The organism is Microvirga arsenatis (assembly GCF_009910705.1).
Lineage (GTDB): Bacteria > Pseudomonadota > Alphaproteobacteria > Rhizobiales > Beijerinckiaceae > Microvirga > Microvirga arsenatis.
Genome location: NZ_JAAAXJ010000006.1, coordinates 44,520 through 66,369, shown reverse-complemented (window position 1 = coordinate 66,369; position 21,850 = coordinate 44,520). Strand labels below are relative to the sequence as shown.

At 61.1% G+C, this 21,850-nt stretch carries 22 protein-coding genes; 6 read left to right on the top strand and 16 right to left on the bottom strand.

The window, feature by feature from the left end:
* The first annotated feature begins 4 nt into the window (after positions 1–4).
* The 3 genes from flhB to GR303_RS13070 are packed head-to-tail and all read left to right on the top strand — an operon-like array spanning position 5 to position 2,290.
* On the top strand, positions 5–1,069 hold the full coding sequence (gene flhB / locus GR303_RS13080; RefSeq protein ID WP_161722689.1) for a flagellar biosynthesis protein FlhB: 1,065 nt from the start codon (positions 5–7) through the stop codon (positions 1,067–1,069).
* Entirely contained in the window at positions 1,066–1,569 is a 504-nt protein-coding gene (locus GR303_RS13075) for a hypothetical protein (protein ID WP_161722688.1), read from the top strand. The genes flhB and GR303_RS13075 overlap by 4 nt, the downstream gene beginning before the upstream one ends.
* 16 nt (positions 1,570–1,585) lie before the next feature.
* Entirely contained in the window at positions 1,586–2,290 is a 705-nt protein-coding gene (locus tag GR303_RS13070) for an AprI/Inh family metalloprotease inhibitor (protein ID WP_161722687.1), read from the top strand.
* Positions 2,291–2,323: 33 nt separating this feature from the next.
* On the opposite strand, the gene GR303_RS13065 is transcribed toward GR303_RS13070, so the two are convergent.
* From GR303_RS13065 to flgB, 16 genes are all read right to left on the bottom strand, one after another.
* Positions 2,324–2,938 (bottom strand): transglycosylase SLT domain-containing protein, encoded by a 615-nt coding sequence (locus GR303_RS13065; RefSeq protein WP_161722686.1) that lies wholly within the window; start codon positions 2,936–2,938, stop codon positions 2,324–2,326.
* On the bottom strand, positions 2,892–4,016 hold the full coding sequence (fliK, locus tag GR303_RS13060; protein ID WP_161722685.1) for a flagellar hook-length control protein FliK: 1,125 nt from the start codon (positions 4,014–4,016) through the stop codon (positions 2,892–2,894). Before fliK ends, GR303_RS13065 begins: the two co-directional genes overlap by 47 nt.
* Before the next feature lie 251 nt (positions 4,017–4,267).
* Complete coding sequence (locus GR303_RS13055) at positions 4,268–5,476, bottom strand: chemotaxis protein MotC (RefSeq protein WP_161722684.1); 1,209 nt, start codon at positions 5,474–5,476, stop codon at positions 4,268–4,270.
* 74 nt (positions 5,477–5,550) lie between these two features.
* A complete protein-coding gene (locus GR303_RS13050; protein WP_161722683.1) occupies positions 5,551–6,810 on the bottom strand; it encodes a MotB family protein in 1,260 nt (419 codons plus the stop codon).
* Between the two features lie 2 nt (positions 6,811–6,812).
* Entirely contained in the window at positions 6,813–7,463 is a 651-nt protein-coding gene (locus GR303_RS13045) for a hypothetical protein (protein WP_161722682.1), read from the bottom strand.
* Positions 7,463–9,103 (bottom strand): flagellar basal-body MS-ring/collar protein FliF, encoded by a 1,641-nt coding sequence (gene fliF / locus GR303_RS13040; protein WP_161722681.1) that lies wholly within the window; start codon positions 9,101–9,103, stop codon positions 7,463–7,465. The genes GR303_RS13045 and fliF overlap by 1 nt, the downstream gene beginning before the upstream one ends.
* 118 nt (positions 9,104–9,221) lie before the next feature.
* A complete protein-coding gene (gene fliP, locus GR303_RS13035; RefSeq protein WP_161722680.1) occupies positions 9,222–9,959 on the bottom strand; it encodes a flagellar type III secretion system pore protein FliP in 738 nt (245 codons plus the stop codon).
* Between the two features lie 72 nt (positions 9,960–10,031).
* Positions 10,032–10,481 (bottom strand): flagellar basal body-associated FliL family protein, encoded by a 450-nt coding sequence (locus tag GR303_RS13030; protein WP_161722679.1) that lies wholly within the window; start codon positions 10,479–10,481, stop codon positions 10,032–10,034.
* 84 nt (positions 10,482–10,565) lie between these two features.
* The gene (flgH, locus tag GR303_RS13025; RefSeq protein ID WP_161722678.1) at positions 10,566–11,264 is read right to left on the bottom strand and encodes a flagellar basal body L-ring protein FlgH; all 699 of its coding nucleotides are present in this window, start codon (positions 11,262–11,264) and stop codon (positions 10,566–10,568) included.
* A complete protein-coding gene (locus tag GR303_RS13020; RefSeq protein ID WP_246726444.1) occupies positions 11,261–11,722 on the bottom strand; it encodes a MotE family protein in 462 nt (153 codons plus the stop codon). Before GR303_RS13020 ends, flgH begins: the two co-directional genes overlap by 4 nt.
* A gap of 50 nt (positions 11,723–11,772) precedes the next feature.
* Positions 11,773–12,870, bottom strand: a complete 1,098-nt coding sequence (flgI, locus tag GR303_RS13015; protein ID WP_161722676.1) for a flagellar basal body P-ring protein FlgI — start codon at positions 12,868–12,870, stop codon at positions 11,773–11,775.
* Positions 12,870–13,331 carry a flagellar basal body P-ring formation chaperone FlgA gene (gene flgA, locus GR303_RS13010; RefSeq protein ID WP_161722675.1) on the bottom strand — a complete coding sequence of 154 codons (462 nt, stop codon included), beginning with the start codon at positions 13,329–13,331 and terminating at the stop codon, positions 12,870–12,872. Before flgA ends, flgI begins: the two co-directional genes overlap by 1 nt.
* A 22-nt stretch (positions 13,332–13,353) precedes the next feature.
* On the bottom strand, positions 13,354–14,142 hold the full coding sequence (flgG, locus tag GR303_RS13005; protein ID WP_161722674.1) for a flagellar basal-body rod protein FlgG: 789 nt from the start codon (positions 14,140–14,142) through the stop codon (positions 13,354–13,356).
* A gap of 10 nt (positions 14,143–14,152) precedes the next feature.
* A complete protein-coding gene (locus tag GR303_RS13000; RefSeq protein ID WP_161722673.1) occupies positions 14,153–14,482 on the bottom strand; it encodes a flagellar hook-basal body complex protein FliE in 330 nt (109 codons plus the stop codon).
* A 1-nt stretch (position 14,483) separates the two neighbouring features.
* Positions 14,484–14,900 carry a flagellar basal body rod protein FlgC gene (gene flgC, locus GR303_RS12995; protein WP_161722672.1) on the bottom strand — a complete coding sequence of 139 codons (417 nt, stop codon included), beginning with the start codon at positions 14,898–14,900 and terminating at the stop codon, positions 14,484–14,486.
* Positions 14,900–15,286, bottom strand: coding sequence for a flagellar basal body rod protein FlgB (gene flgB, locus GR303_RS12990; RefSeq protein WP_161722671.1), 387 nt, complete (start codon positions 15,284–15,286; stop codon positions 14,900–14,902). Before flgB ends, flgC begins: the two co-directional genes overlap by 1 nt.
* A 394-nt stretch (positions 15,287–15,680) precedes the next feature.
* Between flgB and GR303_RS25320 the strand changes: the two genes are divergently transcribed.
* The 3 genes from GR303_RS25320 to GR303_RS12975 all read left to right on the top strand — a co-directional run bounded on the left by GR303_RS25320 (position 15,681) and on the right by GR303_RS12975 (position 21,837).
* Entirely contained in the window at positions 15,681–18,416 is a 2,736-nt protein-coding gene (locus GR303_RS25320) for a PAS domain-containing sensor histidine kinase (protein WP_161722670.1), read from the top strand.
* Positions 18,385–19,005 (top strand): response regulator FixJ, encoded by a 621-nt coding sequence (gene fixJ / locus GR303_RS12980; protein WP_161722669.1) that lies wholly within the window; start codon positions 18,385–18,387, stop codon positions 19,003–19,005. The genes GR303_RS25320 and fixJ overlap by 32 nt, the downstream gene beginning before the upstream one ends.
* A gap of 84 nt (positions 19,006–19,089) precedes the next feature.
* The gene (locus GR303_RS12975) at positions 19,090–21,837 is read left to right on the top strand and encodes a heparinase II/III domain-containing protein (protein ID WP_161722668.1); all 2,748 of its coding nucleotides are present in this window, start codon (positions 19,090–19,092) and stop codon (positions 21,835–21,837) included.
* Positions 21,838–21,850 lie beyond the last annotated feature (13 nt).

The following is a 21,850-nucleotide window of genomic DNA, read 5'->3' as shown; positions in this document are numbered from 1 at the left end:
GGCGATGTCTGATACCGACGACAAGGACAGCAAGACGGAAGCGCCTTCCGAGAAGAAGGTCCGCGAAGCCGTGGAGAAAGGGAACATCCCTTTTTCCCGGGAGGCGCCCATGTTTGCCTCAATGGTCGGCATTCTCATCGCCCTTGCCTTCGCCACCCGCAACAACACGAAGGTCCTGACGGAAAAGCTCTCCCTGTTCATCAACCGGCCCGAGGATTTTCGCCTGGAGAGCGGTTCCGATGCAGCGATGCTCATCCAGGCCGTCGCACTCGAGGTCGGCCAATGCCTGATTCCCGTCATCCTCGTCCTGGCGGGCTGCAGCCTCGCGGCTTCAATTCTTCAGAACGTTCCTTCCATCGTATCCGAAAGAATCAGGCCGCAATGGAACAGGATCTCGCCGGTCGGCGGCTGGAAGCGCATCTTCGGACGCCAGGGTCTCGTGGAATTCGCAAAGTCGTTGTTCAAGTTCGGAACGATGACGATCGTCAGTCTTCTGCTTCTCAAGTCGGAGCAATACAAGGTCTTGAATGCCATGTTCAGTGATCCCTCCCTCCTTCCGGAGCTGATGTTGACCATGGCCATGCGACTGGTCTCCGCCATTGCGATCGCAACGATCGTGCTGGTTGCGGCTGACCTGCTCTGGGCTCGCTTCAAGTGGCACAGCGACCTGAAGATGACGAAGCAGGAAGTGAAGGAAGAATACAAGCAGATGGAAGGCGACCCGATGGTCAAGGCGCGCATGCGCTCCCTGGCCCAGGACCGCAGCCGCAAGCGCATGCTGGCCGCGGTTCCGAAGGCCACCTTCGTCATCGCCAACCCGACCCATTTCGCCATTGCGCTGCGCTACGAGCGCAGCGAGGCGAGCGCGCCAATCGTCGTCGCCAAGGGCAAGGACCTTATCGCCTTGAAGATTCGAGAAATCGCCGAGAAAAGCGGCATTCCGGTCATCGAAGACAAGCCTCTGGCAAGATCGATGTATGATCATGTCGAGATTGACCGGATGATTCCTCCCGACTTCTACAAAGCGGTCGCACAGCTCCTGTTCTACATTCTCACGAGGTCGAAATGATGAGCCTTCGTTCCGTCCACCCAGTAGTCCATGAGAGAGAGCATCTGGACATCGAGGCCCTGGAGGAGGTCCTGGCCTGCAACATCAAGGACGTGATCGCGGATTTCTGCCTGACCGACGCCGAGATCATCCGGTTCTACGTCGACAACCAGCTGCACGGCAACATGGATGAGATGGTCACATCCTCGGCCGAGCTTTACTTCAAGGGCGAGACCCTGTCCTACGGCTATGTGGCGCATGTCAGCCCGGGCCGGGAGGAGACCTCATGTGTCGTGCTCGATATGGAGTTCGTTCACGAGACCCTCACGGTGCAGTTCCAGCTCGTCTTCGGATCGTGCTACATCGGTGTCAAGATCAACGAGGTTCTGCGCGACGGCAGCTCCGGCACGGAAGTGCTCACTCCCGCCTCGTTCGCGAGAATCCTCTCCTCGGCGAGGTTGAGGCCCCTCCCGTCCCGGTTCCAGACTCCCTACTGCCTTGGCGAGTCCACCCGTCATTGATGCCAAGCATCGCCGCATGAGACGCTCTCTTACAGGGACGGGCACGGTCGCCTTGCTGGCCGCCATGGTATCGGCTTGCAACTCGTCGACCGAGGCGCTCTACAAGCAAGGTCCCTGGGGGCCTTCGCATATCAAGAGGACCTATCCGGAATACGATGCGCCCTGGGGACGGCGCGATGCCGAAGCTGATCGCAACCAGCCTGCAGCCGCCGAAACCACACGCCTCCTCGTCATCGAACCGGAGCGTCTGCCGCCGTCGAGGCGCTTGGCGGAGCTCCATCTGGAGCCCGATGCGGCACCGTTGCCGCGGGCGAGCCTGCCTGAGCCGCCCGATCCCGGCATGGCCCCTGCACCTGGAACGGTCCTGCTCGATGGGCCGCCCGCTGGAGCGGCAGAGCTTGGCGCTGCAGCCCAGGCCGATCCGCCGGGTGCCTTCACGCCCTCGCAGCGGGCTTCGTCCTATGCCGGAACATGGAAGGCCACGATCGGGCCGTCATCGTGCCGGATCCAGCTCTCGAGCGTTCCCTCGCTCGATCTCTACAGAGCCTCCACGCGCCAGTGCCCGAACGAGGCCCTGCGCGAGGTGAACGGCTGGACCTTCCGTGACAACCAGATCATTCTGTATTCCCGGGGTCAGGTCATGGCCCGCCTGACGGGCGCCGAGGCCTCGCTCTCCGGCTCTCTCAGCAGCTCCGGCGCTGAGATCAAGATGACCCGATAGCTAACGGGCAGGCATCGTGCTCCGACGGACCCGTCATCCGTCGGAAGCGGTCTGTCCTTGAGCAAGACCGGGAGCATCGGAGCAGAAGGATCGCGCGGCCGGCGTCCACTGGCCGAATCCGGTTGCAACCATGTTGGCGATGACGCGGCAGACATAGCGCTTCTGCGCGGGATCGTTATTGGGGCCCGCGTGATAGCGGGCGATTGCCATCGTCCAGCTGTCGTGGCGCCCTTTCAGCTCCCGGAGGAAGCGTGCGGCGTATTCCACATTGGCGCGGGGATCGAGCATGCTGGCAAGCGACGGGAAGTTCTCGCGATGATAGAAATGGTTGATCTGCATGCAGCCGAGATCGACGAGCCTGGCTCCAGCCCGAGTAGCCTCCTCGAAGCGCTGGATCGCCTCGGCCGCCGACTTCGAGAAGATGGCCTTGCCTTCCACGTTCATGGCGTAGGGCTGCAGGCTTCCGCGACGGCCCGTCTCCGTCAGGCCGACCGAGTAGAGCATGCCGAGAGGAACGCCGTACTTGGATGCCGCCCTCACCATCTCTCTCTCGCACAGGCCGGCCTGATCCTGAGCCTGCGCTGCAGCAGGGAATGCTGCGTCAGAGGTAGACCCCGCCAGTGCGACCAGCGCCAGGAGCCCGATCATCCCTCCGGTCGTTCGGGAGGCCTGTTTCGCCATCTCTGCGGTGTTCATTCTGCCGGCGCTCGGACCCTCCCTGCCCGGGTGCGGCTCCCTGCTGGAATCCCTGGTCCGGCGATGACTGAAGGCGCTGAAATGAACCACGATCATGAGCGGAATTGTCGGCAGGCTGGATGGTGATGGTATCTGGGCGGTAGCCGGATGCGCGCAGGAGGTTGGACAGCTTGTCGGCATCATTCCTGAGAAGTGCCACGGTATCCTCGTTCTCGGCCTGAAGCTCCATCTCGATGCCATCGCCTGCAAGCCGCATCTTGATCGTCACCAGCCCCAGTTCGACCGGATTGAGCTGCAGGTTGAGAACCCTCAGGGCACCTGCTGACGCTCGTGCGACGGCGACCCTGTTCAGGGCGTCACCCTGGAGCCCTGGAGCGTGAGGGGTTGCGGCCTTGCTCACATCCTCGATGACGGCCGAGGCAATCTGCTGAAGCGTCCCGGAGGGGAGCGACACGGGCTCGTTCTTCAGGCCGCCGGCAGCGGATGGCTTCTGAACGTCCATCCGCTCGCCAGGCCGGTCGAGCACCCGGGCCGTCGCGCCCCTGTGTTCCTCTTCGGACCGCTCGCGCGATGTATGATTCTCGAGACCTGGAGCCTCCTGCTGCAGCAGGGCGCCGCCGGGAACCTGCCCACGCGCTCCGGCCGGATCCTTCTTCACGGTCTGGACCTCCGATGCAGGTTCTTCCTGCAGGGCCGGCGTATCGGTGCCGCCTTCCTGCCAGATCGATTCGAATCCCTCGACGATAGGCTTGAAGTGGGTTTCCTGATGCTGGACCGAAACCGCTACTCTATCGCCGAGCACGCCATTGCCGATGCCGATCTCGCTCGGCTCCATGGGAAGCATGAGGGAGGGCGATGAGAAGGGCGTCGATCCATGCTGGCCAGTCTCGGAGCCGTTACCAACCTGTAATGAGGGCAGGATCTTGGGCAGCAGGTTTTCGATCAGCGAGGAGACGATGCTTCCTGCCTGCAAGGATCCCGGAGTCGTCGAGTCGGCAGCTGCCGGCATGTCGGGCAACAGCGCGTCCAACGTGGAAGCATCCGAGCTGAGCGAGGCTGAGAGAGTATCTCCGAGCAGTTTCCCCAAGCTTCCTGCTTCGCCGTCTGAATATGCTACCGCTCCAGACTGCTCCTTCGTGAAACCATCCAGAAGAGCCTCGAACCCGCCCTGGCCGGCTGCCCGCCCGCCTTCCGACTTGCTCTCCGACGCAGAAGGTGCATGGCGCGAGGATTGCGTGTCCATCACCCGAGGCGTCTGCTGTGGAATCAGATCTAAACGGCTCATTCTTTGCTCGACGCCTGGTTCTTGATCATTTTGTCGATGCGGCTCAGCGCATCACGGGCCTTGGATAGCGCCTGAAGCTGGTCCAGCCCTTGCGCAGGGACGGGCTCCGCCGGCGCCCCGGTTGCAACGAGCGTCTTCGCAGGCTCAGCTGCAGCCATCCTGTCGGCCGGCTCCGGCAGCTTTCGAATTTGCTCCGCCATGATCAGCGCATGGGCCAGCAGGCTCAGATCGCTGCCTGCGAGAAGGTTGCGGTCGATGCTGCGCAGATCATCGACGGCGCTGGCGATGGCCTGCGGCGAGGTGATCATCGAGGCGGCGCGGTAAAGCCGCGCCCTTGCGGCGCTGGCCTGGTCCGCGCTCGACAGCTCCTGCGCCTTGTCGGCCATCATGCGGGCGGATGTGGTCAGCCCCTGCTCGAGGGAGGAACGGGCCACCAGGAGGTAGAGATCACGCCTCGCTTCCGGCTCAAGCTCGTTCATCATGGCGACGATGCCGTCGAAGTGGGAGCTCTCCTTGCCGAAATCTATCCGCGTCAGCGCCGAGGCAAGCCGCTGGCGGAAATTGCCCGCATAGATCGAGTGCCGATACCGCCGCAGGTATTCCGTGGCCAGGAAACGAAACTTCTCGATGCGGTTGGTCTGGCTTGCCACAAAGACCTGTCGCCGCAAGGCCGCCTCCTCGAGGAGTGTGCCGGGGGCCTGCAGCCTTACGAAGTCGAGCAGTTCGTCGGATTTCGCCGCGTCCTTGCGGACGATGAGAGCGGACTGAACCAGGGCCAGCTGTGCCCCCAAGGCGGGTGGAAGGGAGCGCGGATCGACGGAGGCGAGAGCGCTCTGAGCTGCCTCCTCCCGCCCCTCCACGTAGGCGAGCGCCCCCTCGACGAGGGGCCTGTCGGTTTCAGTCACGACACCGGATCCGAGCTCGAGCAGCTTCCTCAGGGTGCCGGGATTGCCGCCGCTGAGAACGAACGAAACGGCGGCACGAACATTCTTGCTGTTCTGCCAGGTCTCCGGCGGGAAATCCTTAAAGCGATCGTCGAGAATCCCTAAGAGCCCGCGCTGGCCGAGATGCGCCTCCGTCGAGCCGATCGCAATCTGGTCCTGCATCAGGTGCAGTGTCCGCACCATCTGGACGGGACCGGGCACGGCAGCGGGCGCATCTTTGGGCTCCGCGCCCTGCTCCGGATTGGCGCTGGGGGTTTGCATGCTCTCGCCCATGGCCCCTTTGGGGAGCAGAAGCAGGAACGCACAGAGAGCAGCCCACAAGAGACCTTTCACCCTCATTCCTCCTGTAGAAGGATCTCGACCCGACGGTTCTGATCGGCATTGGGATCGGACGGGATCTTCGGATCCCGCGCCGCATGGCCTTCGACGCGCACGATCCTGCTCTCGTTCAAGCCGCCGCGCACGAGCATGTAGAGAGCCATCTGCGCCCTCGCGTGGGACAGACGCCAGTTGTCGTAGTTGGCCGATTTGAAGGGCCTTGCATCCGTGTGGCCGCGAATGACGATCTTGCCCGGACGGGACTGCAGGATCTTAGCGATGGCTGCCATTGCCTGAACCACCTTCGCATGAGGCTCGGCAGAGCCCACGGCGAACATCGAAAAGTTGAAGTCGTCCGTAAGGCTGATCAGCGTTCCGGCGCCGGTCCGGCGCACCTCGATGTGAGGCTGCGGCGCGGCGTCCCTCGGGATCTGAACCGCCTTGAGAATCTCCCTTTTGAGTTCGGCCGCCTTCTGGTCGCTGGCAGCCTCGGCTGAAACATTCGCAGCAGCACCCGCGTTTGCCCCGGCGGCTGAAGTTGAAGCATGACCCTCGGCCGCTTTGCCGTTAAAGCCCTGAGGCTGCTCCGGCTGCGAAGCGGCAGCCTTGGGAACGCTCTTCTGCTCGGACTTGTTGGCGGATGGCTTCTGGCTCAGGGCAGCGACGGCATCCATCAGGGCTTTCGGCGGTGCAGGCGGCGCCGTCCCGGGCTTCGAAGGCGTGTCGGTCTTCAACTCCTCGACAGGCGACACCTGCCAGTACAAGGGATCGTAGGGATCCCTGAAGGCCTCCCCTGCCTTGAGGCCAGGTACGTCCGTTTCGCCCGGGGTCACGTCCGCTCCGAGCGTGTCCTGCGGGTTCGGTTCGATCTCCTCCGCGATCCTGGCCAGAACGGCATAAGGATCCTGAAAGAGGGCACCTTCCTTGAACCGGGGCTTCTGCAGCTGGTGCGACTTGCCGCCGGTTCCCTCGCCGCTGCCCTTTTCCTTGCCGTCCTTCGTGTTGTCCGTCTCATTGTCCGGCGGCACGTTCTGCGGGTCGTCGAGGCCCTTCTTGTTCGGCGTGGCCTCGGCGAGCCGGACCGGGTTGAAGTAGTTGGCGACCCCGCTGCGGGTTTCCTCGTCCGTCAGGCCGATCAGCCACATGACGAGGAAGAACGCCATCATGGCCGTCATGAAGTCCGCATGAGCGATCTTCCAGGCTCCGCCCTTCATCGCCTCCTCGCCATCGTCGCCTCTGCGGACGATGACGATTTCCTGCTTCTCACCACCTGCCATCGTCACTCAACCTTCAGGGCCTGCTCCAGCCTGCTCGTCCATTGAGCCAGCTGGGTCTGGATGGTCGTATCCTGTGCGACGACGCTGACCTCCACATCATCGCCCGGCGAGAACTCGATCATCCCCACATGAGGATCGAGCGTCTCCTGGATCCGGGCGAGAAGATCGCCAGGTCCGGTCACCTTGATCATCCGGGAGCTGCCATCGACCAGCAGAGTCGCCAGAACCGACTTCAGCTCCGCGATGCTCTGCTCGCGGAATGCGTCCTCGAGAAAGGGCTTTAGAACGTTCGCAACCCTTTCGGAGAGGATCGTCTCGAGCCGTGCAACCGCTGCGGCAATCTGCGCCGCGAGCTGCTCCGCCTGCTGCTCGACCCAGAGTGTGCGCTGGACGCCCAGTTCCTCCTCATAGCGGGCTCTCTCTTCCGCCAGGGCCTGCTCGAGCCTTGCCTCTGCGGCTTTCCGCTCCTCGGCTCTCACTCTGGCCTCGACCTGCCTGGTAAGGTCAGCCTCGATCTCGACCCTCGTCCGGGGCTGCTCCTGCGGAGCCTCTTCGCGAGGAGGCTTGACCGGCCTGAGGATGGCAAGCCCCGCCGTCTCCTTGCCCGTCTGCGGCGTGAAATCCGTCAGGAGGCTGGCGATCGTGCCGGCCATCACGCAGCCTCCCGCCCGAGCCACTGCTTCAGAACCGCGGCAGCCTGCTCCTCACTCAGCTCGATGATCTGCTCGAGGCGGCGCTGAGGAGTGCGCGGCATTTCGATGAGGCCCTGGAGATCGGCGTCCGCCGTGACCTGCAGCGCTGCCTTCTCCATCGCCCTCTCGCGCTCCTCCTCGGCCTCCGCTGCGGCCAGAGCGGCTGCCTGCTCGCGCTGGAGCTCAAGCTCTGCCTGGTGACGCGCCATCAGCATCCTAACGGCAGGACGGAGGCCGAACCAGATCATCATGGCGCACAGGGCAAGAATGGTCAGTGCATTCACCACCGTTCCGAACTGGCGCATCAGGATCTCGGTCAGAGACGGACCTGGGACAGGCTGCAGCACTCCGCCGTCGTCGACGAAGCTGACCGCTGCCACCTTGATCTGGTCTCCACGAGCTTTGCTGAAGCCGATGGCCGACGCGACGAGCTGCTCGATCTCCGCGATCTTGGTCTCCAGCTCGGCGGAATTGGTCTGATCCCCGAGAAGGGAGGCGATCCGCGCCTTGTTGACCAGAACGGCGACAGAGAGATTCTTGATCTGATACCCGTCGCTGATCGTCTGGATGGTCTTGGAGGAGATCTCGTAGTTGGTCAGCTCCTCACGGCGTTGGTTGTCCTCGCTGGAGCTGTCGCCCGACTCGGCGCGGACATTCTCTTCGGGAAGATTCTGCTGGACCGTGGTCGGCTTCTGACCGCTCTTGTTCTGGGATACCTCGGTTTCCTTGATGGTGCGGGTGGAGCGCTCGACCTTTGATTCGGGGTTGAAGATGGTTTCGCTGGTGCTGACCTTGTCGGTGCTCAGACGGGCCGCAACGCTGATCTCGAAGTTGCCGATCCCGAGATAGGGCATCAGGGTGCGGCGCACATTGTCCTGGATTTCCAGGCCTATGGTCTTCTCGAGCCGCGCCATCTTGCCGGTTGACGCATTGGCGGCATCGTCTCCGGACATCAGCAGCGTCCCATCGGTGTTCATGACCGTAACCTTGTCCACGGCCATTCCGGGAATGGCCGCAGCCACGAGGTGCCGGATCGCCTGAGCCGAGGAGGCATCGTCGGAGGGAACGGTGCGAATCACGACGGATGCGGAAGGAGGCTGCTGCTCGCGGCGGAACGATCCCCGCTCGGGCAGGACGATGTGAACCCGTGCGGCCTTGACGCCCTTCATGCCCTGAATGGTGCGGGCAAGCTCGCCCTCGAGCGCGCGAACCTTGGTCACTTCCTGCATGAAGGAGGTGAGGCCGAGGGATCCGAGATCGTTGAAGAGCTCGTAACCGGACTTCGTGCTGTGCGGCAGCCCCTTCTCGGCCAGAAGCATTCTGGCCTGAGCGGTGTTGCCATAGCTCACCAGGATGGCCGTTCCATCGGCGCTCACGTCGAAGGGGATGCCGGATTCCTTGAGGACGGCGCCCATGCGCCCCACATCCTCGCGGTCGAGACCCGTATAGAGCGTTTCCTGAACGGGACGGCTCAGGTAATAGGCCCCCACGCCCACGGACAGGAAAACACCGATTCCGATGGCAGCCAGGGCAAGGAGCCGGCGGGCGCCCAGCTGCAGCAAGCTACTCCATAGTCTTTCGACATGTAGACGACCAGGCATTGGAAATCTCGGTACAGGTGAATGTTGTCGAGATTCCTCTATGCCCAACCAACCTTGTGCGAGGATTGCTGCTCATGAAGGTTGGCGATCGCCCTCCCCTCGCGGGAGGGCGAAAAAGTCAGAAGTAGGAGCGCACCAAGCCGCTCACCAGGATGTTCCAGCCGTCGATCAGGACGAAGAACAGGATCTTGAACGGTAAGGCAAGAACGGTGGGAGGCATCATCATCATGCCCATGGACATGACCAGCGTCGCGACGATCATGTCGATCACCAGGAACGGCAGGGCGATAAGGAAGCCGATTTCGAATCCTCGCCTCAGTTCGGAGATCATGAAGGCCGGAATGAGGATTCGCAGGTCGATCTTCTCGCCCTCGGCGGGCTTGGGATAATTGGCGGCAGCCAGGTCGCTGAACATCTGCAGGTCCTTGGGTCGCACATGGGTCAGCATGAACTCCCGAAACGGCTCGGTCGTCCTGGCAAAGGCCTCCGTCTCGGAAATGCGATTCTCGGTGAGCGGGCGAACGCCATCGTTCCAGGCCCGGTCGAAGGTCGGCCCCATGACGAAGAAGGTCATGAACAGAGAGAGGCTGATCAGGAAGAGATTGGCAGGGGTGCTCTGGAGGCCGAGTCCGGAGCGCAGGAACGAGAATGCAACCACGAAGCGGGTAAAGCTCGTGACCATGATGAGCAAGCCCGGTGCCAGGGAGAGCACCGTCAGCAGCGCCACCAGTTGGATGATTCGGCCGCTCACGGTTCCATCCCCGGACGGGATCAGGGATTCAAGCCCCGGAACCTGGGCATGCGCCGTTGAAGCCAAGAGAATGAATGCACAGGTAATGATAGAGCGGAAAGGCATCGGGTAAGTTCTTCTTGTCAATGGGATGGGATACTCACCACGCTGAAAACTGATACTGAACCTGGCCCTGCCCTATTGGACGATCAGGGTTTCGAGCACAAGCTCCTGAATGACGCCTTTGGAGCGCAATCTGACGCGCTCGTTGAGATCCTCCCTGAGGTGGAGGAGGCCGCTCGGGCCCTGAATCTGCGCAAGGGAGAGAGTGCGGACATAGGCCAGAACGTCCTGGCGCGTTTCCCCGGCCAGCACATCAGGGTTCTGCGCTCCGTCCGCCTTAAAGACAATGGATGCCTCGACCCTGACCCAGTCGCTGGTGGAACCCATGAGGTTCGTCACGACCGGAGCCAGCCTCTTGATGGCAATGTTCCCGCTATAGGGGCTGGCGGCCTCATCCTTCTGAGGCAGGGCCTTGTATTTCTCCTCCACCCTCTTCTCGATGCCGGAGACCATGAGAAGCCCGAAGCCTCCGCCGATCAGCGCGGACAGGAGCGTCAGGAGGCCGAGCGTGATCAGCCAGCGCATCGATCCTTCCTTGGAGGAGGCAGGTTCATGAGGAGCCGGAAGTTGCAGAGCCTTGGCCATGTCCGCTGATCCCTGTCGATCCGCTTAGAACGGTGTCAGTACGTCAAAGATCTGCTGCCCGTAGGCGGGCTGCTGGACCTCCATCAGACGCCCGCGCCCGCCGTAGGACACGCGTGCTTCGGCGATCTTGTCGTAGCTGATGGTGTTCCTCGGCGAGATGTCGCGCGGACGGACGATTCCGGCGATATTGAGCACGCGCAGCTCGTAATTCACGCGCACCTCTTGGGATCCGCTGATCACCACGTTGCCGTTCGGTAGAACCTCGGTGACGACAGCAGCCACCGACAGGCGCAGCTTCTCCGACCGGTCGATCGTCCCCTGGCCCGTCGACGACGAAGAGGAGTTCAGCCCCACATCGCCGGTGCCGTCGGCGTTCCACCCCTTGAACGAGAAGGCATAATCGAGTCCGGCGCTGATGGACGACCGCCTCGATCGGTCGCTGGCGTTATCGAACTGCGCTTTGTCGTCGATCTGAATGTTGACCGTGACAATGTCGCCGACCTGCCTTGCCCGTGGGCTCGTGAAGAGATCGGCGCTCGCATTGCTCCAGGTGGAGTTCGCAGACCCGTGTCCAGCTCCCTTGAACACGGTCGGCAGCGGCTCACGCTCCACCAGCACTCCGGATCCGACGGGGGTCATTCCCGGCTCGCGTCCAAGATCCTCCGGCCTGGTGGCACAGGCGGCAAGGAAGCACAGGCCAGCGATCACAAGCAGGTTCTTCAATTTTGCCTCACGGGGTTCTTGTCGCGCTTGGGGGCATCGGTGATGACATTGGCGAGCTGGGCGGCCCGGGCCGGCTCCATTTCGTTTAGGACGGCGCTGGCCGCCCTGGGGTTGAGCTTCGCGATCACGGCCGCCGCGATCTCCTCGTCCATGTTGGACAATTGAAGAGCCGCCGCATCCGGCTTCATCCGCGAATAGATCTGGACGACGGTCTCGTCGGCCTTGGCGAGAACCTCATTGCGGCGACGCAGCCATTCCTCATACTCAGCACGCTTCGCCTCCAGCACCTTGAGGCGAGCCTCGATTTCCTTCTCCATGTCGGCCAGCGCCTGCTTTTGAAGCGCAAACCGGGCGTCGGAGGCTGCATCTGCAATATTGGTGCAGAACTGGTTGGCTTTTGCATCCTTCTCCGCATTCTGCGCCAGGACATGATCCTGGGCTCCGAACCAGAGGATCATCCCTGCTGCAGCGGCGATGTACCAGGATGCTTGGCTTGCCTTGCGACAGATCATTGGATCACCAATTCAGCTTGGAGGGCGCCGGCCGTTTTCACGGCCTGCAGGATTGCGATGACATCGGAGGGCTTGAGGCCCATCTGGTTCAGCCCCTTCACGAGCGTCTGAAGGTCCGATCCCTTGACGATGGCCAGAGGCACCCTCTCTTCCGCAGCCATGATCTGGGTGCGCGGCACGACAACCGTCTGCCCCATGGAGAACGGATCCGGCTGGGAGACCTCAGGGGCCTCCGTTACGCGGATCGTGAGAGCGCCATGCGTGATCGCCACTGTCGAGATCTGCACGTTCTTGCCGATCACGACTGTTCCTGTCCGCTGGTCGATGACGATGCGGGCTGGCACATCCGGCCTGATCTCCAAGTCGCCGAGTTCAGCAATGAAGCGGGTTGCCGCAATGCTCTTCGGCTTCTGCAGAACGACTGTGCGGTAGTCTCGCGGCGAGGCGACCCGCATGCCGTAGCGTTGCTGCGCGTATTGGTTGATCGCATCCGTGATCAACGTGGCGGTCTTGTAGTCAGGGTTCTTGAGCTCGAAAGCGAGGGAACCCACCGCATCGAAGCCCCCCTGGACCTCACGCTCAATGAGTGCCCCGTTCGGAATGCGGCCGGCGGTGGCGACACCTGAGGTCAGCGTCTCGGCCTGCCCCTGCGCCGAGAAACCCGATACGATGATCGCTCCTTGAGCGACTGCATAGACCTGACCGTCGCCACCCTGGAGCGCCGTCAGCATGAGCGTTCCGCCCTTCAGCGACGTGGCGTCGCCCATGGAGGTGACGGTCACGTCGATGCGCGACCCCGCTCCCACGAAGGGGGGCAGATCGGCGGTGACGATCACAGCCGCGACATTGCGCGTCCGAAGGTTGATGTCACGGACATTGACGCCCATCCGATCGAGCATGGACTGCAGCGATTGCTCCGTGAACTGCGAGTTGCGGAGGGTATCGCCCGTGCCCTGAAGGCCCATGACGAGACCGTAGCCGATCAGCTGGTTGTCGCGCACGCCCTGGACCGCTGCCACATCCTTGATCCGGGTGGCGGCCTGCGCCTGCAGCGCAACCAGAGCGAAAAGGAGAGCTTGAAGGATTCTGATCATCACTGGATTCCGATGCGGATCCGACCGTCGGCCTGCACACGTCCGATGATGATCCGGCCGGTATCGGCATTCTTGACCTGGATCGTTTCGCCGACCGTACCCGACTGGAGGGGAATGCCGATCCCCATGATCGACAGGCCGCCCTCCTCGAACAGGATCTGGGTTTGGACCCCTCTTGTGACGAGCCGGGGATCATCCACGGCATTCAGCGGGATCGGCTCCCCCGGCAGCAGCGTGCGCCTCGCCATCTTTCCAGCGAGAGCCCGTGGCGATTCGACCACGGCCGTGCGGTAGCGGTAGTTTGCCGGGAACGTGCGATCCTTGAGCATCGACTCGCTGATCGTGTCCCCCGGGTAGATGGTGACCGAAGGAACGGGGAGAATGCGCTCCTCCGCACTGGCCGACTGCAGACCGGCTGCAAGGATCAGGACCGCGAGAGCAGAGTTGAGGAGAAGCTTCATCGGATCATCACCCGCCGCCTAATCAGCGGATGCCCTTCGAGACTGTTCCGGCCATGTCGTCGGCCGCTTGGATCACCTTCGAGTTCATCTCGAATGCGCGCTGCGCGGAGATCAGGTTGGTGATCTCCTTGATTGGGTCCACGTTGGAGGCCTCGAGGTAACCTTGGTGGATCTTGCCGTAGCCCGGATCCGAGGGGATGCCGACGGCCGGAGCACCGGATGCGATCGTCTCGCGGTAGTAGTTGCCTCCGATCGGCTCCAGGCCGGCATCGTTTGCAAAGTTCGCGAGCGTCAGCTGACCGAGATTCTGAGGCTGGGCCTGACCATCGATCTTGGCGAAGACCTCACCGGACTCGTTGATCGTGACGTCCAGGGTATTGGGCGGGATAATGATGGGCGGGTTCAGCGTATAGCCATCCAGGGTGACGAGTTGCCCGTCGCCGTTCTTGTTGAAGGCTCCCGCACGCGTGTAGACGATTTCACCGCTCGGGGCATTCACCTGGAACCATCCCCGCCCGTTCAGGGCAAGATCGAACTGGTTTGCCGTGTTGGTCAGCGAGCCCTGCCGATGCAGGTTGCGGATGGCCGCGGTGCGCACGCCAAGGCCCAGCATGGCGCCTTCCGGAACCGGGCTCGAGCCGGCCTGGTTCGGGACAGCCTGGGACCGCTCGGCCTGGTAGAGCAGGTCCGTGAACTCCGCTCTGGCGCCCTTGAAGGCGGTCGTGTTCACGTTCGAAATATTGTTGGCGATGACCTCGACGTTCAGCTGCTGAGCGTTCATTCCGGTCGCGGCAATTGCAAGCGCTCTCATTTCAGCCTCCTTAGATCGCCATCCGCGCAATTTCTTGATAGGCCGCAACAACCTTGTCGCGGATCGCAATGGCAGTCTGGAGCGTCTGCTCCGCGGACATCACCGCCTCGACCACCTGCTGGACCGAGGCCTTGCCCTGAATGCCCGCAATCGAGGCCGCTTCGCCCGTCTTCATGGTATCGATTGCGGAGGTGGCGACCTGCGCCATCACATCGCTGAAGCTCGTCTGAGCCGCACCGGCGACGGCTCCCGCTGCCGGCTGAACGCCGAATGCCGGAACTGCCGTGACAGCGGCAGGGCGGTCGATCATTGAGGAGATCGAGGATACTGCACTGACCATATCAGCCTCTCATCAGGTCAATTGTTGCCGAGATCATGGCTCTCGCCTGCTTCATCATCTGCAGGTTTGCCTGGTAGGTGCGGTTGGCCTCGCGCATGTCGGCCATCTCGATCAGCATGTTCACGTTCGGCTTCTTGACCATGCCGTTTTCGTCCGCGGCCGGATTCCCAGGATCGTACTCGACCGGGAAAGGAGCCTCATCTTTACCGATATCCTTTACCGCTACGGAGGAAGCCCCGAGAGTGCGGTCGAGCTCGGCCTTGAAGGTGATGGTCTTTCGCGCATAGGGGTCGGACCCCGGCGTACGCCCGGTCGACTGAGCGTTCGCGATGTTCTCGGAGATAACGCGAAGGCGTGCGGACTGCGCTTCAAGCCCCGCGCTGGACAGCTTGCCCGATGCAATCAGTGGATCGATCATCATGAACCTCTCACGCTCGACAGCAGCATCCGATGGAACGACTTGACGATGCTCGTATTCAAGGTGTGCTGCCGGTTGACCTCGCCCGCCTTGATAAGCTCCTGCTCAAGGCTCACGGAATTCTTGGAGTAGACGGTGTCCCAGCTGTCGGCCTTCTTGACCTTCGCAGCCTCCACCCGGGACGGCGAGAAGCCGATGTGACTGGCGTTCGTCGCTGCCATGGTAAGCTTCGTCTTGTCCAAGACATCGGCAAAAGGCTCCACATCCCTCGCGCGGTAGCCTGGGGTATTGGCATTGGCGATGTTGCCGGAAATCGTCGTCTGGCGCGTCGCAAGCCACTGCGCCTGCCGCGATGCCAAATCGAACAGATAGACAGGTGCGGTCAAAGGACTCTCCAAGCGAACATGGTAAAGAGGCGTTTACCCCCGCAACCTTGCACGAGGCTGACCTGACCGGCGTTCGCATCGTGCCGGAAGCTGGAGCAGCGGGAATCTTCACGCCAAGCCAAGCCTGTTTTCGGCATCGCCGAACCGCGCGTGTCTCTCGGGATTCCAAGTGAATGTTATTTTGTAACTTACACTCTACAGGCCATTGGCAACACTTCAGCGCTGGATTGTCGCAAGCGAATCAGTTGCTTTTCCGAGATGGGTCACCATGAGTGGGCGTGCCTTTGGCAGGCTGCTGTTGCCTTGAAGCGGGTGCGCCGATACTGCTGATTGTGGAGTTGTTCGCTGCTACGCTGAATACCTGCATACGACGCAGCTCTTGGGCTGGGGGATCATGACTCATCATTCTGCGTTCGAGAACGACTTTGCGCCGCCTGCTGTGCGCCACCAAGTCGATCTTTCCTGCGCTCTGGCTTCCATTATCGATTTCGCCGTCATCATCCTCGACAGCGAAGGAAATATCATAACATGGAACAAGGGGGCCGAGCGGGTCTTCCACTGGCAAGCGGAAGAGGTAGAGGGCCTGCATTTCTCGATCATCTACTCGCAGGAGGCGCGCACTCGTGGGAAGCCGGCGAGCGACCTGATGATGGCCGCGGAGACGGGTCATTCAGCGGATCAGGTTCGCTGCATCACGAAGGGGGGCTCACATTTCTTATGCCGGGTGACGATCGATGCTGTCCGGAGCGATGACGGCCATGACAGCAACTATGTTCTGACCGCACGCGACATCAGCCGCTTCATGGCTGCAGAGGCAGCCCTCAGAACTCAGGAGGAGCGGTACCGGGCCCTGATCGAGGCAAGTTCGGCTGTGGTTTGGCGCGCCTCTCCGGATGGATCAATCATCGACACCTCCTCGGGTTGGGACACCTTTCGGAACGAAACTCTCAGCATCTTCAAGGACGACGCCTGGATCGGTGCAACCCATCCGGACGATCGGGAGCGCGTGACCTCGGCTTGGCTCGAGAATCTGGCCTCGGAGACCGCCGGTGTATACGAGTATCGGATCCAAACTCATGAAGGCAGCTACAAATGGGTTCTGATGAGAGCGGTGCCCCTGAGGGGATCCGACGGTACGCTCCAGGAATGGGTTGGAACGGTCACGGACATTCACCATCAGAAATCCGCGGCGGAGAGGCTGCGCCGAAGCGAGGAGCGGTACCGCGCTCTCATCGAGGCCAGCGCTGCCATCGTCTGGCGCGCCACGACTGAGGGATCGATCACGGAGATCTGGGGCTGGGAGACGCTCAGCGGTCAAGCCAAGGAGCAATACACGGGCTACGGCTTCCTGGCAGCCATCCACCCGGATGACCGTGAGGAGTTCGTCGCCCAATGGCGGAATACACGTCTGGCAGAAGAGCCTGGCGTGTTCGAAGCACGGGTTCGGCGCCTGGATGGCAGTTATCGGTGGATGCTGGCCCGGGCCGTTCCCCTGCTGAACGAAGACGGCACCGTCCAGGAATGGGTCGGCACGGTCACGGACATTCATGATCAGCGGCAGGCGGAAATGAGAATCCGCAGCAGCGAGGAGCGGCTCCGCCTGGCGATCGAGACAACGGCTCTCGGCATCTGGGATCAGGATCTCGTGACCGGGCGCCATCAATGGACTCCCGAAGCCCTGCAGATCCTAGGGCTGTCGCTCGACGTCACGATCAACTCCGGTGTGATCCTCGATTGCGTTCACCCCGATGACAGAGATCGAATGGAACGCATCTTCTACAACGAAGAAGCCAATGACAGCCCGGCTTATAGCGGAACATTCCGGATCATCCAGCTCGGCACCGCCTCTCTGCGCTGGGTCAACGTGACCGGTCGCACGCTGGTGGATGAGACAGGACGAGCCGTACGCAAAATCGGGACGATTCAGGACATTACCGAGCGCAAGCTCGCCGAGAATGCTCTCCGTTCCAGCGAAGAGCGCCTGCGAACGAGCGAGGCCCATCTCAGGTCTATCCTCGAGACGGTTCCCGATGCAATGATCGTAGCGGACGAGAACGGTCATATTCGTTCTTTCAGCGCAACTGCCGTTCGGATGTTTGGCTACCGGCCCGAAGAGGTTGTGGGTACGAGCGTGAAATTCCTGATGCCCTTGCCTTACCGGGAGCAGCACGACGGCTACATTCGACGCTACCGGGAAACAGGCGAGCGGCGCATTATCGGCACCGGCCGTGTGGCGGTGGCTCAGCGCAAGGACGGCTCCACCTTTCCGATGGAAGTTCAAGTCGGAGAGATGGAGTCAGGGGGCCAGCGTTTCTTCACGGCGTTCATTCGCGATCTCACGGAGCGCCAACGAACAGAAACGAGAATGCAGGAACTGCAGTCGGAACTCGCCTACATGTCGCGCTTTACCGCCCTTGGCGAAATGGGCTCGACGCTGGCCCATGAGATCAATCAGCCACTGACTGCCATCACCAGCTACCTGAAGGGTTGTGGCCTCATCCTTGCGAACATGGAAGGGGACAAAATCTCCCTCATCAGACACGCCGTGAACGAGGCCTCCGAGGAAGCCCTCCGGGCTGGAGAAGTGATCCGGCAGCTTCGCGAGTTCGTGGCCCGCGGTGGAAGCGAGTTCCAGATCGAGGGCCTCCAGCGTCTGGTCGAAGAGGTCAGCGCCCTTGCCTTGGTGGGAGCCAAGGAGAAGGACATCAAGGTCGAGTTCGACTTCCCGTCAGAAAACCCTCTTGTCTTCGTCAATCGCGTTCAGATCCAGCAGGTTCTCCTGAACCTGATCCGCAACGCGATTGAAGCAATGCAGGATGTATCCCGCCGCGATCTGGTGATCAGGGCCAAGGCGACCCACGAGGGGCAGATGGTGCAGATCAGCGTCCAGGACACTGGTCCCGGCATTCATCCGGAAATCTTGAAGAACCTGTTCAAGCCGTTTACGACCACGAAGCAAAATGGCATGGGCGTGGGCCTCTCAATCAGCCGGACGATCGTGGAGGCACACGGCGGCAAGATCTGGGCGGATTCGACTCCAGGAGAAGGAACAACCTTCCATTTCACTCTCAGAGCTGTCGATAAGGAGGATATGGCCAGTGTCGAACGCGCCGATTGTGTACGTGGTTGACGACGATCTCGGGGTACGGAAGGCGCTCTCCTTCCTGTTGGTATCAGCCGGCTTGAACGTCCGGTTGTATGAATCTGCCAAGGCTTTTCTTGACGAAGTGAACGACCCCGGCCGGTGCTGCATCGTCACGGACGTGCGCATGCCCGGTATTGACGGATTGGAGTTCATCCGACGGCTCACTGCTCGCGGGTTGAATGTTCCCGTAATCGTCATGACCGGCCATGCCGACATCCCCCTGGCTGTGGAAGCGATGAAGGCGGGTGCGATCGACTTCCTCGAAAAGCCGTTCAGGGAAGATCGCTTTCTGGAGGTCGTGCGCTTTGCCCTAGTCTGTGACGAGAAGAGCGTACGCAGGAATCAGGAACTCCTCCGTACCCAAGCAAGGCTGCAATCCCTGTCCCAGCGCGAGCGACAGGTCCTCGATGGCCTTGTGGCTGGAAAAGCCAACAAGATGATTGCTCATGAACTCAACATCAGCATCCGGACCGTCGAGATCCACCGCTCCAATGTTATGGCGAAAATGGAAGCCAAGAGCCTTTCCGAGCTGATCAGGATGGCCTTGTTCCTTGAGGTTGCGACAGGCGGATAGAGATCAGGCGAAGCGCGTCATTCCAGTCACTGCCGTCACTGCTCGCCGTAAGGATTACGGCCCCTCCATAGCCTTGGTGCCTCTATGATCGATGTCAGTCATGTGCTTCCCGATCACTCTGAACGGAACGTCGAAGAGGTAGAAAACCCTCGGGGCAGGCAGCACCTGATTTCGAATCAGAACAGGTGGTCGCGCGCGGTTTTCGAATTCAAGGATGTTGCATCCGACCGCTGGTACGAGCTGTCCTTCCGGTTAAATTGGGATGTACAGGAGAAGAGCCGCCTCGTTCAGGACTTTGCATCGATCGGCATCAGCTTCCTGGCAGATGACGGTTCGGCCATCGACTTCGCTTATGTACCAGGCCTGACGCGAACCTTGATCGATCCCCACAGCTATTACATCCCTGGCCCGGACTACCTCGAGAGAAGCAACACCTCAATCAATTCAGCCAAGATCAGGTGCGCATTCTTCATCCCCTCCCCAGCCAGTCGCTTCACACTATCTGTTCGCAGCTGGCGAAACTCCCATCCCTTCTCCATTGATGAGCCTGAGCTCACGCCGATCGCGCTACCCGAGGGCATTCACCGCGAGGCAGCTTCGTCTTCCCCCCTTACATTGGCCAGAGTCACGCGACGCTCCTGGGAGAAGCTTGGCAACACACCACTGTGGATGCGTTACGGGGTTGTGCCTGGACAGCGTCTCGTGATCCGCGGGCAGCTGATCAACGAGGCGAGCGACACTGATGGCGCTTTGGCACGAATTGTCTTTCGCGATGCTTCCGGTGCAGTGGTGCCGCCACCTTATGAGGATGTTCAGCTTTCTTCGGATCTGGGAGCCTTCATCGAGATTCCAACTCATCGCAAGGCGCGGCGGTTCACCTTGGAGCTTATCCCTCCAGGAAGAGCCAAATCTGTTGAGATAGGCTTTCAAATCCGGGGGGATGATCCTAACGTCTATCTGATCACGCCGCTTGAACTGTCTCTCGAGGATCTCCTGCTGGAAGGTCTCATCGAGGAGGGAACAGCGGACCCTGCAAAGTTCCTTGAGGGAGTCTGGAGGCGACTAGAATCTCCGAGGGGTGCCGGTGCAGAGATCTTCAGCTTTCCCGACGAGACTCTCGTCGGCCGGCAGGCTCATCAGGAGCCAATCACATTCGATGATAGGCTTCGCACCGTCCAGCATGGAGCTCTTGTTCAGTTTTCAGAAGGGAATCTGACGCTTCTCAATATGCCCGCTTGGGAGCTGCCTGAGGCTCCAGTATGGACCGAAGATCCCTTTCAATCTCCGGCATGGCGCCTGGAGTACCAGTCACTCGCCTGGCTCTGCGACATCGCATCCGATAAAGCCAAGAAAAGCCTTTCGCGAGCCCTTGAGCTCGCCGTTTCCTGGATACAGGCGAATCCATGGGGCTCACCGCAGGACCCACTCAGTACATATCCTTCATGCCTGGCGCGGCGCGCAGAGGCCCTCATCCGGCTCGTGTCAGTAAGCCGCGGAGTGAAGGGCTCCGTCAATGCGCGTCAGCAGCGGATCCTTGTCTCGGAGCTCGTCCGACACGGATTCGCGCTGGCTGAAATCGTAGGTCAAAACATCTTCTCACATTCAATTCTGCAGGTTCAAACCGCTTGCGCGCTTCTTGCAGTCTCGCGCAGTGCCCCCGGTTTTCCCTTGTCCTCTTTCTGGGAGACGATTGCGGTCGCTCAGCTTAAGAGCGCGTTTGATCAGTTGCTGGGGCCGGATGGGGCCATGATGGAGCAGTCCCTTCACGCTCAGCTGGAGATTGCGTCACTCGGCCTCATTCTTCTTCATCACCTCGGCGACGGACCAGAGGAGCGAGAGTTCCGAGAGAGCCTGACCTCTCGCCTGAAGAAGAGCCTACGACGCATCGTTGCCGTCACTGATCCCTCAGGCCTGCTTCCTGCATTCGGCGAGCATCCTGAAGGCTACCATCATGCATCGTGGCTCAGGCGTCTTCTTTCAGCCTATGGCAGGCCGCTTCTCTCGGATAACGCACTCACGGAGGAGCTGTCCTATCCAAAAGGCATACGCTTCATCATTGATCGGGGCGCAGGCACTGTCATCCTCAGAAAATATGACCAGACCGCTGCCTGGAGCTTTCTCGCGGCGACTTTCAGGGGGCAGCACCACGAAAACGGGCATCATGACTGCTCCTCCTTTGTGTATACGGCTGGCGGGGTGCGCTGGATTGTGGATTCCGGAGGGTCGACCCTCCACGAGGCGGCTCCTGCGAGACAGTACCTTCTCTCATCCAGAGCACACAATATTGCCATCCCGGACAGACGCACACAATTGGCCGGCGAGGGATGGATCGAGGCGATTCACCAGCTTGAGCACGCGCGAGCCTTCCGCATCGGCACGAATGCTCACGGTGCCAATTTCGCACATGCCCGAACGTACATATGCCTAGACGACTTGTCCGCTCTTGCTGTCTTTGATCGTTTCAGGACAGTGGAAGGGTCTGCCGACTTTGAAGGCCTCCTTCACTTTGGTGATCGAGTCGCGGTTGCCTTGGTGAATTCCGGCCTTGTTCTTGGTCTGCATGGGCGCAGCAAGCTACGGATTGTGCCTCATGCAATCGATGGCACCTTCAGCGGGATGGAAGTTTGCAACGGCCGTTGTGACATGCCTGGCTTTCTGCAGGGATATGCATCAAGCGGAACTGGAGGGCTGCAGCCCACCAATGTTCTCAGCTATCGGTTTTCCGGAGTAGGAAGCGTTTGCGGCGGCATGATCCTCGCTCACAACGAGCTTGGTCTGCGCAAGATCCTCGAGCATCTCAAAGTGCAGGAAGTTAAAGCACTGCTCCAGTGAGGATCTCCGCCAT

Bases quoted from the DNA above. Each gene is read 5' to 3' on its own strand.
- flhB (WP_161722689.1), top strand. From the start codon at position 5: ATGTCTGATACCGACGACAAGGACAGCAAGACGGAAGCGCCTTCCGAG.
- GR303_RS13075 (WP_161722688.1), top strand. From the start codon at position 1,066: ATGATGAGCCTTCGTTCCGTCCACCCAGTAGTCCATGAGAGAGAGCAT.
- GR303_RS13070 (WP_161722687.1), top strand. From the start codon at position 1,586: ATGAGACGCTCTCTTACAGGGACGGGCACGGTCGCCTTGCTGGCCGCC.
- GR303_RS13065 (WP_161722686.1), bottom strand. From the start codon at position 2,938: ATGATCGGGCTCCTGGCGCTGGTCGCACTGGCGGGGTCTACCTCTGAC.
- GR303_RS13055 (WP_161722684.1), bottom strand. From the start codon at position 5,476: ATGCAAACCCCCAGCGCCAATCCGGAGCAGGGCGCGGAGCCCAAAGAT.
- GR303_RS13050 (WP_161722683.1), bottom strand. From the start codon at position 6,810: ATGGCAGGTGGTGAGAAGCAGGAAATCGTCATCGTCCGCAGAGGCGAC.
- GR303_RS13045 (WP_161722682.1), bottom strand. From the start codon at position 7,463: ATGGCCGGCACGATCGCCAGCCTCCTGACGGATTTCACGCCGCAGACG.
- fliF (WP_161722681.1), bottom strand. From the start codon at position 9,103: ATGCCTGGTCGTCTACATGTCGAAAGACTATGGAGTAGCTTGCTGCAG.
- fliP (WP_161722680.1), bottom strand. From the start codon at position 9,959: ATGCCTTTCCGCTCTATCATTACCTGTGCATTCATTCTCTTGGCTTCA.
- GR303_RS13030 (WP_161722679.1), bottom strand. From the start codon at position 10,481: ATGCGCTGGCTGATCACGCTCGGCCTCCTGACGCTCCTGTCCGCGCTG.
- GR303_RS13020 (WP_246726444.1), bottom strand. From the start codon at position 11,722: ATGATCCTCTGGTTCGGAGCCCAGGATCATGTCCTGGCGCAGAATGCG.
- flgI (WP_161722676.1), bottom strand. From the start codon at position 12,870: ATGATCAGAATCCTTCAAGCTCTCCTTTTCGCTCTGGTTGCGCTGCAG.
- flgA (WP_161722675.1), bottom strand. From the start codon at position 13,331: ATGAAGCTTCTCCTCAACTCTGCTCTCGCGGTCCTGATCCTTGCAGCC.
- flgG (WP_161722674.1), bottom strand. From the start codon at position 14,142: ATGAGAGCGCTTGCAATTGCCGCGACCGGAATGAACGCTCAGCAGCTG.
- GR303_RS13000 (WP_161722673.1), bottom strand. From the start codon at position 14,482: ATGGTCAGTGCAGTATCCTCGATCTCCTCAATGATCGACCGCCCTGCC.
- flgC (WP_161722672.1), bottom strand. From the start codon at position 14,900: ATGATCGATCCACTGATTGCATCGGGCAAGCTGTCCAGCGCGGGGCTT.
- GR303_RS25320 (WP_161722670.1), top strand. From the start codon at position 15,681: ATGACTCATCATTCTGCGTTCGAGAACGACTTTGCGCCGCCTGCTGTG.
- GR303_RS12975 (WP_161722668.1), top strand. From the start codon at position 19,090: ATGATCGATGTCAGTCATGTGCTTCCCGATCACTCTGAACGGAACGTC.